The sequence below is a fragment of the Rubrivirga sp. genome (assembly GCF_965213695.1).
Classification (GTDB): domain Bacteria; phylum Bacteroidota; class Rhodothermia; order Rhodothermales; family Rubricoccaceae; genus Rubrivirga.
In genome coordinates, this window is sequence record NZ_OZ243912.1 from 1,984,090 (window position 1) to 1,999,698 (window position 15,609).

Below are 15,609 nucleotides of genomic sequence, written 5' to 3' on the forward strand. Positions count from 1 at the left end.
GGCGAACCAGTCGACTGGTTCGCCCGTCGTCGTACCAACTTGGGAGGACGAGGCGGTTAGTAATCGTCGCAGGAGTCTTCGTCGGGGTTGTCTAACGAAGTTCTCTGCGCGCTCGCTATGGTCCCGCCGCTCGGGGTGAACCAGTGCTCGCTGTAGGACACCTTCGTACCCGGACCGCGCGAGTCCCGGGCCTCAACGAATACTTGGCCCCGATTCCCATACGCACCCTTGTCCGTGCACAGCCCCTCGTCTTTCCCGACGACCCGAGCGCCCACGAAGGCGTTTGGGAAGTCAGACGGCCGGGCGTCCACGAAACGCGGTTGGTCGACCTTGCAGTCGCTGGAGTTGGTCGGACGGATCGTCGAGGTGAGGATCTCGGTCTTCGCGTTCATCCGGAGCCGAGTCCATGAGATCCACGAGGCGTGGGAGTAGGAGGCCCGGACCCACCGGGTGGCCCCCGAGGCCAGCGTCCGCTGCCCGTAATCGGTGCAGCCGAACGCACGCTCGTTGTTGGGGTTGATGACCCCTGCGTTCGGGGTGCCACCGGGATAGAACCGCTCAACCTCCTGGCCGGTCGACGTCAGCGTCACCGTCGAGGACGGCTCGCCACCGCGGCCGAGCTGGTACGTCCGGTCTCCAATGACCACGCGACCGGCCTCGTCCGCGAGCGCGAGCTCCTCGGGCGGGGCGAAGTCGGGGTGGTCGCCGTAGGGCCGGAGGCTCTCGTGAACGAGGACGGGGGAGCCTGTCGCGAGCGCCCGCTCCCTGACGGCCGCCGCCGCCTCGTCGAATGCGTTGCCGGAGGCGAAGGTGCGAAGGTCGAGGTCGCCGCTCACGTATTTGATCTGGAGGTCGCCCGTGAGTGAGGCCGCCGTGTTGGGGGCGTCGCCAGCGCCACTGGGGGCGGTGGAAGAGTCGCACGCGCTGAGCGCCAGGAGTGCGGTCAGCACGACGAGTTGTGGTTTCATCAGCGTATGGGGTTTGATGGGTTGCACGCAGAGGGACAATCCCTCGCGAAGCGGTGCCGATGGTAGTCGGGGAGGGGGGGGGGGCGTCAAGTACGAATGGGAAATAAATCTGTCTGTCTGAACGAGCACCTGATCTGGCAAGGAACCGATGGGCGCAAGTCCATCAGGGGGGCACGAATCCGAGGAACGGATACCACACACTCCTGCCGGAGCCAGCAGCCAGATGACACTACTCCGGGGCCGTCGCTCGCGCCAGCGCGGGCCCGATCCCGCGACGGCGCACCACGACCACGCCGGCCACGATGAGCACGCCGCCGGCCACCTGGAGCAGCGTCACCGACTCGCCGCGCAGCACGACGCCCGCGACCACGCCCACGACGGGGACCAGGTTCGAGAACGCCGCCGTCCGCGACGCGCCGACCTGCAACACGGACTCGTTCCAGATGGCGTAGGCCAGGCCCGTCGAGAGCCCGCCCGAGAACAGGATCGCGCCGACCTCGGCCGGGCCGAACGCCGGCCAGTCGACGGTCGGGAACTCCGGCGCGGCCAGTAGGAACAGTCCCGGCGCCGAGACGACGATCCCCCAGAACGTGAGCCCGAGCGCCGACGCGCCGCGCTGCAAGAGCGGCCGGGACAGCGTCGTGTAGAGGCCCCACGCGAGTGCGGCGGCCAGCATCAGGGCCACGCCCGAGCCGTCGCCCTCGAACGCCGCGCCGGGGTTGCCGACGACGACGAGCCCGACGCCGACCAGGCTCGCGACCATGCCGGCCCACCCGAGCGCCAGCAGCCGCTCGTGGCCGAGCGCATGCGCCGCGACGGCCGTCCACGCCGGGCTCGACGCGATCAGCAGCGCGCCCGTCCCGGCCGAGACCCGGTCGATCCCCAGGATGAAGACGGCCTGGTACGCCAGGATCCCCAGCAGCCCGATCCCGACCACGCGCGCCGGGCCGGCGGCGAACGTCGCGGCCGGCGACACGCCCCGCGCCCGGGCCTGCCGCAGGTGGAGCCCGCCCAGCACCGACGCCGACACGACGAACCGGAGCAGGTTGACCGTGAAGGGCGGGGCCACCTCCAGTGGTACTTTAATCACCGCGAAGTTGACCCCCCACACCAGGACCACGGCCAACAGGCCGACTTCGGGGGCGAGCGAGACGCGCGGCACAGCACCGGGGGGAGACCCGCCGAACGTACCGCGCGGCCCCGGTCGCCGCCGGTCCGCACGCGATCCTCACCATGTCGACCGGGATCCGGAAGCTCTACTACTCGATCCGCGAGGTCAGCGAGATGACCGGCCTCAAGCCCCACGTCCTGCGCTACTGGGAGGGCGAGTTCGACCAGCTCCGCCCCAAGAAGAACCGGGCCGGCAACCGGGCCTACACCGAGCCCGACATCGCCGTCGTCCGCCGGATCCAGTCCCTGGTCTACGACGAGAAGTACACGCTCGAAGGGGCCCGCCAAGTCCTCGCCGCGGGCGACGACGCCTCGGCCCGCGCCGCGCTCGCCGACGTCCCCCACGACCAGCTCCGCGACCTCCGTGCGTTTTTGGCGGACGTGTTGCGGGGCCTCTGAGGCGGCCTCTAGTTTTCGCGTCCCGCACCGCCGAGCCCCCGGGCTCGCACCGCGGTATCGCAACGGGTAGTGGCGCAGCCAGGTAGCGCACCAAGCTGGGGGCTTGGGGGTCGTCGGTTCAAATCCGGCCTACCCGACACCGACCGCTCGGCACGTCGCCGGGCGGTCGTCGGTTCGGGCCGTGGTGGGACCTCCAGGTCCACCGCAACCTCGCCTACGGTGTCATCCCGGACGCCGTGAAGGACCTCGACGCCGACGGTGGAGACCCGGCGGTGGAGACCATCGGAGCCGGCGCGGCAGATCCCGGGGTCCGAGGTGAGATCCTTCACAGGCTCAGGATGACAAGGCGGGGGAGTACGCGATAGCCCCGGTGGACAGGGCGAGCGCGTTCTCGGCTCGCGGCTCGGAGACGGGGTCGGAGGATGGGGGTGTAGGCGTGCATGTCCCCCACGCTCCCTCCTCCCACACTCCGGCTCCGGCTCGCGGACTGGAGAACGCGCCCGCCCTGCCCCGGTGGAACCCTCGGGGCACCCCCCACGTGGTCGGGCCGACGCTACCTTTGCTCGTCCCGCCACCCGTGCCCGTGCCCTCCGGACCGTTCGAAGCCGATCTCCGCGCCGCCCGCGAGGCCCGGGGCCTGTCGCTGAGCGACATCCAGCAGCAGACGCGCATCCCCGTCGACGTCCTCCGCCGGTTCGAGGAGGGCGACCTGGTGGGCGACCCGACCTACAACGAGGTCTACCTCAAGGCCTTTTTGCAGTCGTACGGCAAGGCCGTCGGCGTCGCGCCGAGCGCGATCACGGCGGCCTACGCGGCGCAGAAGGCGGGGAGCTACGACGGGGCGCTCCACCCCGACTTCGACCCGGCGTCGGCACCGGCCCGGGCGTCGCCGTCGGGCCCGGCGACGACCGCCCGCCGACCCGCGCCGTCCGACGCCGAGCCGGCCGACCCCGCGCCCGCCGACGCCGAGCGGCCCGCCGCCGAGCCGGGGCCGCCCGCCGCGGCGTCCGGCCCGGCCCCGGCCGTCCAGGCCTTGCGCAACACGCCCCCGCCGGAGGCCCGGCCGGCGGAGCCCGAGCGGCCCACGGCTCCGGCCCGCGTCAACCGGCCCGCCGTGCCGACGGCCCGGCGGTCGTTCGACAAGAACTGGACGACCATCCTGGCCCTGTTCGGCGCCGTCGTGGTCGCGCTCGCGCTCGCCTTTTACTTCTTGATCTTCGCCGGCGACTCGCCCGACGACGACGCGCCCGACACGATCGCCGTGGGGGCGGCCGGCGAAGAGGTCGCCATCGACTCGTCCGGCATCGGCGCGGGCGCGGCGGCCGGGCCCCGGCTCCAGCTCCCGATCCGGGCCGTCGTGACGGCCGGCGGCGACGGGCTCCAGTCGTTCCGCGTGACCCAAGACGCGGGCGACCGCCGCCCGTACTGGATCGACCAGGGCGCCTCCGAGACCTTCGAGGCCGACTCCGTCTTGGTCCTCTGGGGCGAGGACCCGGGCTCCGACTTTTCCGAGGCGACGGTCGAGATCCAGGGCCTGCGGTTCACGCCCCGGAGCGGACGGGCCCTGCGGCTCGACCGGCAGTCGGGCCAGGCCGTGCTCGACTCGCTCGCGGCGGCCGACGCCGCCGGCCCGGCACCCGAGGTCGGGGCCGCCCCGCCGGCCCAGGACCCGGCCGCGTTCGAGTAGGATGGACCTCGTCGGCTCCGCGCTCGACCTGCTCGCGCGCCTCGACCGCCTCGCGCCCGCCGAGCTCGCGCGCGACCCCGCCGCGGCCCTGGCCGCCGAGCTCCGCCCGGTCGTCCGCGCGCTCGCCCGGGCGTACTACACCGACGGCGAGAGCCTGGTCGGCGACACCCAGTACGACCGGCTGTTCCACGCGCTCCGGGCCGTCGAGGAGGCCCACCCCGACCTCGTCACCCCCGACTCGCCGACGCACCGGGTCGGCGGCGCGGCGCTCGACGCCTTCGACAAGGTGGCCCACCCGGTCCCGCTGTTGTCGCTCGGCAACGCCTTCGACGAGGCCGACCTGCGGGCCTGGGTCGACCGCGTGCTGAAGGGCCTCGACGGCGTGCTGGCCGAGGGCGAGCGGCCGGCGTTCGTGGCCGAGCTCAAGATCGACGGGTTGGCGCTGGCGCTGACCTACGAGTCCGGCGTCCTCGTCCGGGCCGCCACGCGCGGCAACGGCCGCGTCGGCGAGGACGTGACGGCCAACGTGCGGACGGTCCGTGCCGTCCCGCTCCGGCTGGGCGACGGAGCGCTGGCGTCGGTCGAGGTCCGGGGCGAGGCGTACCTGGCGCGGTCGGCGTTCGAGGCGCTCAACGAGCGCCTCGTCGAGGCCGGCGAGAAACCGCTCGCGAACCCGCGCAACGGGGCCGTCGGGAGCCTCCGCCAGCTCGACCCCGCCGTCACCGCGTCGCGCGGCCTCGCGTTCTACGCCTACGGCGTCGGCCCGGTCGAGGGCACGATCCCCGACCGCCAGTCGGCCGTGCTCGACTGGCTCGACGGGCTCGGCTTCCCGACCGAGGCCCACCGCCAGATTTTTTCCGACGTCGACGCGCTCGTCGCCTTCTGCGCCGACTGGGCCGCCCGCCGCGACCGTCTCGACGTCGAGATCGACGGGGTCGTGGTCAAGGTGGACCGGCTGGACTACCAGGAGGTCCTGGGCTTCCGGGCGACCGAGCCGCGCTGGGCCATCGCCGTCAAGTTCCCCGCCCGCGAGGCCACCACGCGCTTGCTCGACATCGAGCACAACGTCGGGCGGACGGGCGTCATCAAGCCGCTGGCGATCCTGGAGCCCGTCCACGTCGGCGGGGTGACCGTCTCGAAGGCCACGCTCCACAACGCCGACTACATCACGTCGCGCGACATCCGGGTCGGCGACGACGTGGTGGTGAAGCGGGCCGGCGACGTGATCCCGGCCGTCGTCGGGCCCGTCGCGGCCGACGCGGAGCGCGACCGGCCCGCCTACGTGTCCCCGTCGGCGTGCCCCGTCTGCGGGCGCCCCGTCGAGCGGCGTGAGGGCGAGGCCGACGTGCGCCACGTCGAGGGCGGGTGCCCGGGCCAGCTCAAGCGGGCCATCGAGCACTACGTGTCGCGCAACGCGATGGACGTGGACGGGATCGGGAAGAAGGGCGCCATCACGCTCGTCGACGAGGGCCTGGTCGCCGACCTTCCCGACTTGTACACCCTCGCCGACCGTCGGGACGAGCTGGAAGCACTCGACCGGTTCGCCGAGAAGAAGGTCGACAACATCGTGGCCGGGCTGGAGGCGTCGAAGAGCCGACCGCTCGCGCGGCTCCTGTTCGCGCTCGGCATCCGCCACGTCGGCGAGACGGTCGCCCGCGACCTGGTCGCCCACCACGAGAGCCTGGACGCGCTCGCCGCCGCCACGCAAGAAGAGTTGGAGGCCATCGACGGGATCGGGCCGGTCGTGGCCGAGAGCGTGGTCGACTGGTTCGCCGAGGAGCCGAACCGGACGATGGTCCAGCGGCTCCGCGACGCCGGCGTCAACACGGCGCGCCAGCCGGGTGAGCGGGTCGCCGCGGCGGTTGATGAGGCCGCTCCGCTCGCGGGCGTGACCGTCGTCCTGACCGGGACGCTGCCGACGTTGACGCGGCCCCAGGCGAAGGCCCTCATCGAGGAGGTCGGCGGGAAGGTCAGCGGGAGCGTGTCGAAAAAGACGGGCCTGGTCGTCGCCGGCGAGGCGGCCGGCTCGAAACTGGCGACCGCCGTCGAGCTGGGCGTCCCGACCGTCGACGAGGCCGGCCTCCGCGCGATCCTCGACGGCGCCCCGCTCCCCCAGGCGACGTCCCCTCTCCCTCAGGGAGAGGGACAGATCGAGGAGGGGCAGCCCGAGAACGAGGAGCTTTCCGAGCGGCCTCGTATGGATGCCCGCGTGCGCGGGGATGACGGCGGGGGGGAGGAGAGCGGTTCTGATGAGCCCGGAGCGAGCGACGCCCCGGTGAGCCCCGAGCCGACGCCCGGCGACCGGACGGATCAGGGCGACCTGTTCGGGTCGTGATCGAAGCGATCCGCCAGGCGCTCGCTCGCCGAGCGGTCCGGTCGGCACTGGCGGCCCGCCGGTCCCGCCCGTTGCCGCCCCTCTCCGACCGCCGGGTGCTGGTGGTGTTGCCTGACGGCGCTGCGGGACAGCGGGCGACGTGGGCGCTGCTCGAGACGCTCGCCGTCCCGCCAGCTCGCGTCCGGCCTGTCCTCCTGGCGCCGCTCGCGGCCGACCCGCCCACCGCGTTCGCCGACGGGCTCCGCCTGCTGGCGGACGACGACCGCGACCGGCTCGGCCTCCCGTCGGCCGCGGTGCGGGCGGCGATCTGGAGCCCGCCGCCCGACGTCGCCCTCAACCTGGCCGATCCGGACGATCTTGGGGCCGCGCTGCTGGTCGGCGCCTCGCCCGCGGCCGTCCGCGTCGGCCGCCACCACGCCGACCGGGAGCCGTTCTACGACCTGATGGTCCAGGGCGAGCCCGACGCCGCGTCCGCGGCCCGGGCGGTCGGGCGCTTGCTCGACCGCCTCAACCAAACGGTCCTCCCGACCCGATAGCCCGTGCTGACGCCCCTCGACCTCGTCGTCCTCGCCCTCTACGCCGTCGGGATCGTGGCCTTCGGGCTCCGGGCCGGCGGCCGGCAGACGTCGACGCAGGACTACTTTTTGGGCGGGCGCGACCTGCCGTGGTGGGCCGTCTGCTTCTCGGTCGTAGCCACCGAGACCAGCACGCTGACGGTCATCGGTGTGCCGGCCGTGGCCTACGCCGGCGCGCTGACGTTCTTGCAGCTCGCCATCGGCTACCTCATCGGGCGCGTGGTCGTGGCGGCCGTCTTCCTGCCGCGCTACTTCCGCGGCGAGCTCCAGACCGCGTACGCCTTCCTGGGCGACCGCTTTGGCGACGGGATGCGGGGGATGGCGTCCGTCACCTTCCTCCTCACGCGGCTGCTGGCCGACGGCGTCCGCCTGTTCGCGACGGCCATCCCGATCCAGGTCGTGGCGCGCGCGGCCGGGTTCGAGGTCGGGTATCCGGCGGTGATCCTGGGGATCGGGGTCGTGACGGCGGCCTACACCTACGTCGGCGGGCTGAAGGCGGTCGTCTGGATGGACGTGGTCCAGATGGGGATCTACGTCGGCGGGGCGGTCGTGGCGGTCGGGCTGCTGGCGGCGTCGCCGTCGGCCGGGTCGTGGGCGGCGGCGGCGGCGGCCGGCAAGCTCCAGCTCGTCGACCCCGGGATCGGGGAGGGGCTGGGCATCCTGCTCACGTCGCCCTACGCGCTGCCCGTCGCCGTCCTCGGCGGGGCCGTGTTCGCGATGGCCTCGCACGGGACCGACCAGCTCATCGTCCAGCGGATCCTGGCGTGCCGGACGCTCGCTGAGGGCCGCAAGGCGATGGTCTGGAGCGGCGTGTTCGTGGCCGTCCAGTTCGCCCTGTTCTTGCTGGTCGGGCTCATGCTGTGGGTCCATTACGGCGGCGCGGCCCTCGCCGATCTCGGCCTGACGCGCGGCGACGAGCTGTTCCCCCGCTACATCCTGGACGAGATGCCGCCGGGCTTGCGGGGGCTGCTGCTGGCCGGGATCGTGGCCGCCGCCATGAGCACGCTGTCGTCGTCGCTCAACGCGCTCGCCGGCTCGACGCTGATGGACCTGTTGGAGCGGTTCGGCAAAACGCCGCGGACGCCCGAGCAGGCGCTGGCCCTCAGCCGCGTGCTGACGCTCGTGTGGGCCGGCGTGTTCGTCGGGTTCGCCATGCTGTTCACCGGGCTCGACAACCCCGTCGTCGAGCTGGGGCTCGGCATCGCCGGGTTCACGTATGGCGGGCTCTTGGGCGCCTTCCTGCTCGGCCTCGTCTCGCGCCGCGCCCGCCAGGCCGACGCCATGATCGCGTTCGCCGTCACGATTGTGGCGATGGTCCTGATCATCTTCGGGCTGTGGTGGAGCCCCGAGATGGGGAGCTGGGTGGCCGACTGGCGGCCGTCGCCCGAGACGCGGGCGGCGCTCGACCTGCGGGCCGTCGCGTGGCCGCTGTACCCCGCCATCGGGAGCGCGCTCACGGTCGGTCTGGGGACGCTCCTGGCCGCGCGGCACGCGGGAGCCGATCCGGCGGCGGGGCGTCCCACCGACCCATGAGCTTCCTCGACCGCCTCGGTCTGTCCCCCAAGTCCGGCCGCTACTCCCGCCGGGCCGGCCTCCGCACGGACCGCCGGAGCGACCGCGAGACGCCGAAGATGGCCCCGCGCGAGGTGGCCGCCCGGGTCGGCCTGTTCGCGGCGCTGGCCGTGCTGGCGCTGCTGGCGTTCCCAAACGTGGCCGTCTACGACGGGACGGCCCGCGTCGGCGACGTGTGGCAGTCGGACGACGTGGTGGCCCCGTTCGACTTCTCGATCCGGCTGCCGGACCAGGAGATCCGATCACGCCGCGACTCGGTCTTGGCGTCCGAGTCGCCCATCTTCCGGCAGCGGCCCGAGGCGCTGGCCCAGACGCTGGCCCGGCTCGACTCCGTCGACGCCCGGCTCGACTCGGCCTTCGTCGCCTACGTCGACTGGCGGCGGACCCGGGACCGGCTCGACCAAGCGCTCACCGCCGACCCCGACGCCGACGCGCCCGCCGACCCCGACGGCGTGCGGGCGGCGCTCCGCCGCGACTCGCTCCGCTACGTCGCCCAGCGCGGCTCCATCTCGCTCAGCCTGAGCCCGCGTCAGTGGCAGCTCCTGCTGGCCTCGGCCTACGACGTGGCGACGGGCCAGCGCAGCGGGCCCACGCTCGACGACCAGCTTCTGGGCGAGGCCAGCCGGATCTCGCGCGAGTTGCTCGCCCGGGGCGTCCTGGACGTCCCCATCGACTCGGTCCGCTCGCCGACCCTGCTCGTCCAGGACCTCGAGCAGCGGAGCGAGATGGAGCGCCGCCGGTCCGACGTCGTCGGCGTGGACCAGGCGGCGGTGCTGGCGCGGCGGAGCCTGTTCGCCGCGTTCCCGAACCGGCCCGACACGGTCGGCATCGGGGCCGCTCTGTTCGCCTCTTCCCTCGACCCCTCGCTCGTCTACGACGCCGAGGCGACCCAGCGCAAGCGCGACCAGACGTTGCGGTCGGTCCTCCCCACGCGGGGCCGCGTCCGCGAGAGCCAGATCATCATCCGGCGCTACGACGAGGTCACCGAGGAGCGGTTCGAGATGCTCCAGTCGCTCGACTACGCCCAGCGCGAGCGGAGCGGCGACAACTCGTGGCTCACGACGGTCCTCGGCCGGTCGATCCTGGTGTTCTCGGCCATCGCCCTGTTCTTCCTCTACACCTACCTCCTGCGCCCGGCCATCTTCGCCGACCTCCGCCAGTTCACGTTGGCGTGCATCGTGCTCGGGGCCGCCATCGCGGGGTTCTTGATAGCCGGCGCGTTCGGCGGCGCGGCCCCATACGCCGTCCCCGTGTCGCTCGCGTCGATCCTGCTGACAATCGTGTTCGACAGCCGCGTCGGGAGCTTCGCGACGATGACGCTGGCGGCCATCGGCGGGCTCGCGTTTGGGTACGACTTCCCATACACGTTCGCGACGCTCATCGTGGGCGTGTTGGCCGTGTTCTCGGTCCGCGACGTGAAGAACCGGAGCCAGATCCTGGCCTCGGCCGGGCTCGTGTTCCTGGCCTACGTGCTGGTGCTCGTCGGCCACGAGCTGCTCCGGGCCGACCCGTTCTCGAACCTGTTCTGGGCCGACGTCGTGGCCGTGGCCGTCAACGCGGCGCTGATCCTGCTCGCGGCGCCGGTCCTGTGGGGGATGGAGAAGGTGTTTGGCGTGACGACCGACATGACGCTCTTGGAGCTCTCCGACACGAACCGGACGCTCCTGAAGAAGCTCTCGATGCAGGCGCCGGGCACGTTCAACCACTCGCTCCAGGTGGCCAACCTCGCCGAGGCCGCCGCCGACGCCATCGGCGCGAACGCGCTCCGCGCCCGGGTCGGCGCGCTGTACCACGACATCGGGAAGATGCTCAAGCCCGAGTACTTTATCGAGAACCAGCAGCCGGGCGAGAACCCCCACGAAAAGCTGAAGCCGTCGATGAGCGCGCTCGTCATCGCGGCGCACGTCAAGGAGGGCGTCCAGCTGGGCAAGGAGCAGAACCTGCCCGAGGTCGTCGTCGACTTTATCGCGAGCCACCACGGGACGGGGCTCATCGAGTTCTTCTACCGCAAGGCCCAGGAGGCCGAGGAGGACCCGGACGTCGTCGACGAGTCGGACTACCGCTACCCGGGCCCTCGCCCCCAAACCAACGAGCAGGCCATCGTGATGCTCGCCGACTCGGTCGAGGCCGCCTCGCGGAGCCTGGGCAAGCCGACGCCCCGCCGCCTGGAGTCGCTCATCGACGGCATCGTCGCCGCCCGCGTCGCCGACGGCCAGCTCGACGAGTCGACGCTGACGTTCGCCGACCTCGCCCGGATCAAGGAGACGTTCCACGCGCTCTTGTGCGGGATCTACCACTTCCGCGTCAAGTACCCGGACCAGGAGGACGAGCCGGCCGGCGACGGGGCCTCGGAAAACTTGGAGACCACGCCGGACCCGGTCACCGACACGACGCCCGACGAGTCGGTCCCGACCTCGGAGGAGCGCTCGACGATGGGGTAGGGGGGCTCGCTGCGCTCGCGGAAATGGGAAATGGGAACGGGGAACGGGCAGAGGGGAGCGGCGTGGGCGCTCCGTGGGCAACTCGGTGGCCCGTCGGTGGTGCGAGCGGTCGGCGACGGACATCTTGCCCGTCCCCCGTCCCCCGTCCCCCGTCCCCCGTCCCCCGTCACCCCGCCAGCGCGTCGCGGATGCGGGCGAGCGAGGCCGGCGCCAGCGTCGGGGCCAGCTCGGCGTGGGGCGTCGAGAGCCGCTGCAACACCGGGCGGACGCGCCGCCGCGCCTGGGGCGAGAACACGACGACGTCGGACTGGCGGACGACCGTCTCGAGCTGGCGCCGGTCGGCGTCGACGGGCAGGCCCAGGAGCGGGCCCGCGAACCCGGTCCGCCGGCGGACCTCGTCGGACAGCGGGGCCACGGCGTCGGCCCACCGCGTGACGAGCCCGAGCGACTCGCCGGGGCCGAGCCGGGCGACCCGCTCGAGCACGTCGAGCGGGTACTCGACGGCGGCCCCGACGATCTCGGCGTCGGGGAGCGCGCGCCGCGCCGCCCGGAGGTCGGGGAGGGCCACGACCAACCCGTCGACCTGGGCCAGCGTCCCGAGCTCCGTCAGCAGCGACGCCGTGACGCGCTCCTGCAACGCGGCCCCGGCCTGCTCGGCGCCGCTCTCGGCCAGCTCGCGGTAACCGGCCGCGAACACGAGCGCGCGCCGCGTGCCGGGCCGCTCGAAAAACTGCAGGCCCTCCTGGACCACGTACTCGACCTCGTCGTCGCCGAGCCCCAGCCCGACGAGCTTGTGGAGGGCGTCCTCGACCACGCCCGCGCCCCGTTCCAGCCGCTCGGCCCGGGACAGCGGCTGCCGCTCGACGACGACGTAGCCCGCGCCGCGCCGGACGTCGACGATGCCCTCCTCGGCCAGCTTCTGGTACGCCTTCCGGACCGTGTGGAACGAGATCTCGAGCTGGTCGCCGAGCACCCGCGTCGACGGGAGCCGCGAGCCCGGCCGGTACCGCCCCGACGCGATCTCGTACCGCAGCCCCTGAACGAGCTGCTCGCCGATCGGTAGCGGGGCGTCGCGGTCGAGCTCGATCACGGGGGCGCGGGTTCGGCAGGTGGGGCGGGTCCGGCAGGTTGAGCGGGTTCGTGCCGGCCGAGCTTGGAGGCGGTCGCATCTGGACGTGGCCGTCGAAGGAACTCGCCCGACCCGCTACACCCGCCCGACCTGCGAGACCTCATCCCGCCTTCAGCATCTCGCGGCACGCCAGCGCGGCCCCGACGATGCCGGCCTCGTTGCCGAGCGCGGCGGGCACGAGCTTGGCCTTCGTGTCGAGGAACGGCGAGAAGATCTCCCACCGCTCGGGCTTGCTCACGCCGCCGCCGACGATGATGAGGTCCGGCGCCAGCAGGAACTCGTACATCTCCAAGACGGGCTGGACGCGCCGCTTGGCCCACTTCTCCCACGACAGGTGCTCCTTGGTCCGGACCGAGTCGGCCGCGACGTGCTCGGCGATCCGGTGGTCGTAGCGGATGTGGCCGAACTCGGTGTTCGGGACCAGGCAGCCGTCGACGAAGAGGGCGCTGCCGATGCCGGTCCCGAACGTGAGCAGGAGCGTCGTGCCCTCCTCCTTTTTGCCGGCCCCGTACTTCATCTCCGCCACGCCCGCCGCGTCGGCGTCGTTGAGGACGGCGACGGGGACGCCGCAGACCTTCGAGAACAGCGACCGCGCGTCGGTCCCGATCCAGGCGTCGTCGATGTTGGCCGCCGTCTGGACCACGCCGCGGACGACGCGGCCCGGGACCGTGCAGCCGATGGGCTTCTTCCAGCCCGTCGCCTTCATGATCTCGTGGACCGTCTCGGCCACGGCCTTCGGGGTCGCCGGCTGGGGCGTCGGGATCCGGTAGCGCTCCGAGATCAGCTCGCCGGTCCGCGTCTGGACCGGCGCGCCCTTGATCCCGGACCCGCCGATGTCGACGCCCAGGATCTTGCGGGGGGCTTTTTTCTTCTTTCCCATCCCGGAAGCTAGCGCGGCCCAGGCGCCGCCGCGTAGAGCTCGACGGCGAACCACGCTCGCGGGTCCGTCCACCGCCGCTGACGGGCCCAGCCGGCGTCCTCCGCCAGCCCCGCCAGCCCGTCGGGGCCGAACTTGTGGGAGTCCTCGGTGTGGACCGTCTCGCCCTCTCGGAACGCGAACGACCGGCCGCAGACCGTCAGCGTCTGGTCGCGCAGGCTCCGCACGTGCATCTCGACGCGCTGCGCGTCGTCGTCCAGGCGGACCTCGTGGGCCCAGGCGTCGAGGTCGGCGTCGCCGCCGAGCTCGCGGTTGATCCGGCGGAGCACGTTGAGGTTGAACGCGGCCGTCACGCCGTCGGGGTCGTCGTAGGCCCGGCGGAGCACGTCGGCGTCCTTCCACTGGTCCACGCCGACGAGCAGCGCGCCGTCGTCGCCGACGACCGTCGCCACGTGGGCGAGGAAGCGCCGCGTCTCGTCGTGCGTGAAGTTGCCGATGGTCGAGCCGGGGAAGAACACGACGATCCGGGACGTCTCGGGCGGGAGCGCGGGGAGCGCGTACGGCCGGGTGTAGTCGGCGGCGACGGGCAGGACGGGCAGGCCGGGGTAGGCGTCGCGGAGCCCGGCGGCGGTCTCGAAGAGGAACGCTCGCGAGATGTCGATGGGGACGTAGGCCGCCAGCGTCCGCCGGGCGTGGAGCGCGTCGAGCAGGACGCGCGTCTTCTCGCTCGACCCGGAGCCGTACTCGACGAGTGCCGCGTTCTTGCCGATGGCGTCGACGATCTCGTCGCCGTGGTCGGTCAGGATCTGGCGCTCGGTCCGCGTCGGGTAGTAGGCGTCGAGCCGGGTGATCTCGTCGAACAGGCGCGAGCCGGCCTCGTCGTAGAAGTACTTGGCCGGGATCGCGCGCGGGCGGTGGGCCAGCCCCGCCAGCACGTCGCGGGCGAAGGGGGAGGTGGCGACGGCGGTGTCGGTCACGAGCGGGCGAGGCGGAGGCCCGTGAACTGCCACGTGGCCTCGGGCGGGAAGAAGTTGCGGTACGTCGGGCGGATGTGGCTCCGCGAGGTGGCCACGCTCCCGCCGCGCAGGACGAACTGGTTGGCCATGAACTTGCCGTTGTACTCGCCGAGGGCGCCCGCGACGGGCCGGTAGCCGGGGTACGGCGAGTACTGGCTGTGCGTCCACTGCCACACCTCGCCGAACATCTGGCGGAGCGCGGGCTCGGCCGCCAGCGCCCCGTCGCCGCCGGCGGGCTCGGCCGGGGCGGGGTGCAAGCGGCCGGCGTCCGCGAAGCTACCGGGCGCGTCGCCGGTCCCGTCCCAGACGGTCCGAGCGGCCACCTCCCATTCGGCCTCCGAGGGCAGCCGGGCGCCGGCCCACCGCGCGTAGGCGTCGGCCTCGAAGTAGCTGAGGTGCGTGACCGGCTCGTCATGCTCGACGGGCCGCATCCCTGCTAAGGTGTAGTGCCACCACTCGCCGTCGCGCTCTTCCCAGTAGAACGGCTCGGTCCACTCGCGCTCGACGCGCGTCGCCCAGCCCAGCGAGAGCCACAGCGGTGTGGCGTCGTAGCCGCCGTCGGCCATGAACGCGAGGTAGTCGCCGCACGTCACCAGCCGGTCGGCGATCTCGAAGCCCTCGACGAACGCCCGGTGCCGCGGCGACTCGTTGTCGAAGTGGAACCGGCCGGCGCTCGTGGACTCGTCGCGCGGCTCGAACCCGAGCTCGTGGAGCCCGGCGTCGAACGACCGCCAGCGGAGCGGGCCCGGGGCCACGGACGGGACCTCGGCGCGCTCGCGGAACGCCGGCCGCAGCGGGTTGACGGCGAACACGTGCTTGAGGTCGGTCAGCATCAGCTCCTGGTGCTGCTGCTCGTGGTGGAGCCCGACCTCGACCACGTCGGCGACCTCGGGCCGCTCCGCCTCGTCGAGGTCGGCCAGGAACGCGCCCATCGCGTCCGTCACGTGGCGGCGGTAGGCGAACACGTCGGCGACGGTCGGGCGCGAGAGGTAGCCCCGCTGGGCCCGGCAGTGCCGCTCGCCGGCCTGGACGTAGTAGCTGTTGAACAGGTACGGGTAGCGCTCGTCGTAGAGCGCGTAGCCGTCGACGAACGGGACGAGCACGAAGGTCTCCCAGAACCACGTCGTGTGGGCCAAGTGCCACTTGGTCGGCGACACGTCCTCCATCGACTGGACGACGTAGTCCTCGGTCGCGAGCCCCTCGCACAGTGACTCGGTAAACTGGCGGACCTCCGCGAAGCGGGACGCGAGGGACGCCTCGGTGGCGGGAGGAGACGGCGAGACGGCGGTCGGCATGGCGGGCGGGGCAGGGGAGAGGCGGACCGGGCGGGCTCGGAACGGGTTCCGAACCACGGACGGTCCAGGGACGCCCCGAGCGCGCGCCGTCGTACGGGGGCGGGGCGAGCGCGTCCCACCGGCTCCACGCTCCTCAGCCTCAGAA

12 protein-coding genes and 1 tRNA gene are annotated in these 15,609 nt (G+C 72.8%); 7 read left to right on the plus strand and 6 right to left on the minus strand.

Annotated features, from left to right (window positions below):
* Window positions 1-56 precede the first annotated feature (56 nt).
* Together ACOOHE_RS08710 and ACOOHE_RS08715 are read right to left on the minus strand one after the other, a co-directional pair.
* Entirely contained in the window at window positions 57-950 is an 894-nt protein-coding gene (locus ACOOHE_RS08710; protein WP_420457412.1) for a hypothetical protein, read from the minus strand.
* Window positions 951-1,197: 247 nt separating this feature from the next.
* Complete coding sequence (locus tag ACOOHE_RS08715; RefSeq protein WP_420457413.1) at window positions 1,198-2,130, minus strand: DMT family transporter; 933 nt, start codon at window positions 2,128-2,130, stop codon at window positions 1,198-1,200.
* A gap of 71 nt (window positions 2,131-2,201) precedes the next feature.
* On the opposite strand from ACOOHE_RS08715, the gene ACOOHE_RS08720 reads away from it, so the two are divergent.
* The 7 genes from ACOOHE_RS08720 to ACOOHE_RS08750 all read left to right on the plus strand — a co-directional run bounded on the left by ACOOHE_RS08720 (window position 2,202) and on the right by ACOOHE_RS08750 (window position 11,147).
* Window positions 2,202-2,537 carry a MerR family transcriptional regulator gene (locus ACOOHE_RS08720; protein ID WP_420457414.1) on the plus strand — a complete coding sequence of 112 codons (336 nt, stop codon included), beginning with the start codon at window positions 2,202-2,204 and terminating at the stop codon, window positions 2,535-2,537.
* Between the two features lie 63 nt (window positions 2,538-2,600).
* Window positions 2,601-2,674 (plus strand) — tRNA-Pro (locus ACOOHE_RS08725).
* Window positions 2,675-3,120: 446 nt separating this feature from the next.
* A complete protein-coding gene (locus ACOOHE_RS08730; protein ID WP_420457415.1) occupies window positions 3,121-4,224 on the plus strand; it encodes a helix-turn-helix domain-containing protein in 1,104 nt (367 codons plus the stop codon).
* A 1-nt stretch (window position 4,225) separates the two neighbouring features.
* Window positions 4,226-6,559: an NAD-dependent DNA ligase LigA gene (gene ligA, locus ACOOHE_RS08735; RefSeq protein WP_420457416.1), complete on the plus strand. Its 2,334-nt coding sequence runs from the start codon at window positions 4,226-4,228 to the stop codon at window positions 6,557-6,559.
* Window positions 6,556-7,095, plus strand: coding sequence for a hypothetical protein (locus ACOOHE_RS08740; RefSeq protein ID WP_420457417.1), 540 nt, complete (start codon window positions 6,556-6,558; stop codon window positions 7,093-7,095). Before ligA ends, ACOOHE_RS08740 begins: the two co-directional genes overlap by 4 nt.
* A gap of 3 nt (window positions 7,096-7,098) precedes the next feature.
* Window positions 7,099-8,667, plus strand: a complete 1,569-nt coding sequence (locus tag ACOOHE_RS08745; protein WP_420457418.1) for a sodium:solute symporter — start codon at window positions 7,099-7,101, stop codon at window positions 8,665-8,667.
* A complete protein-coding gene (locus tag ACOOHE_RS08750; RefSeq protein ID WP_420457419.1) occupies window positions 8,664-11,147 on the plus strand; it encodes an HD family phosphohydrolase in 2,484 nt (827 codons plus the stop codon). Before ACOOHE_RS08745 ends, ACOOHE_RS08750 begins: the two co-directional genes overlap by 4 nt.
* 166 nt (window positions 11,148-11,313) lie before the next feature.
* Here the strand turns inward: ACOOHE_RS08750 and ACOOHE_RS08755 are convergent, their stop codons facing one another.
* From ACOOHE_RS08755 to egtB, 4 genes are all read right to left on the minus strand, one after another.
* A complete protein-coding gene (locus ACOOHE_RS08755) occupies window positions 11,314-12,237 on the minus strand; it encodes a GntR family transcriptional regulator (RefSeq protein ID WP_420457420.1) in 924 nt (307 codons plus the stop codon).
* Between the two features lie 139 nt (window positions 12,238-12,376).
* Window positions 12,377-13,156 (minus strand): polyphosphate--glucose phosphotransferase, encoded by a 780-nt coding sequence (gene ppgK, locus ACOOHE_RS08760; RefSeq protein WP_420457421.1) that lies wholly within the window; start codon window positions 13,154-13,156, stop codon window positions 12,377-12,379.
* An 8-nt stretch (window positions 13,157-13,164) separates the two neighbouring features.
* A complete protein-coding gene (gene egtD, locus ACOOHE_RS08765) occupies window positions 13,165-14,130 on the minus strand; it encodes an L-histidine N(alpha)-methyltransferase (RefSeq protein WP_420457422.1) in 966 nt (321 codons plus the stop codon).
* Window positions 14,127-15,464, minus strand: coding sequence for an ergothioneine biosynthesis protein EgtB (gene egtB / locus ACOOHE_RS08770; RefSeq protein ID WP_420457423.1), 1,338 nt, complete (start codon window positions 15,462-15,464; stop codon window positions 14,127-14,129). Before egtB ends, egtD begins: the two co-directional genes overlap by 4 nt.
* Window positions 15,465-15,609: the final 145 nt, after the last annotated feature.

Bases quoted from the DNA above. Each gene is read 5' to 3' on its own strand.
- ACOOHE_RS08720 (WP_420457414.1), top strand. From the start codon at position 2,202: ATGTCGACCGGGATCCGGAAGCTCTACTACTCGATCCGCGAGGTCAGC.
- ligA (WP_420457416.1), top strand. From the start codon at position 4,226: ATGGACCTCGTCGGCTCCGCGCTCGACCTGCTCGCGCGCCTCGACCGC.
- ACOOHE_RS08750 (WP_420457419.1), top strand. From the start codon at position 8,664: ATGAGCTTCCTCGACCGCCTCGGTCTGTCCCCCAAGTCCGGCCGCTAC.
- ppgK (WP_420457421.1), bottom strand. From the start codon at position 13,156: ATGGGAAAGAAGAAAAAAGCCCCCCGCAAGATCCTGGGCGTCGACATC.
- egtB (WP_420457423.1), bottom strand. From the start codon at position 15,464: ATGCCGACCGCCGTCTCGCCGTCTCCTCCCGCCACCGAGGCGTCCCTC.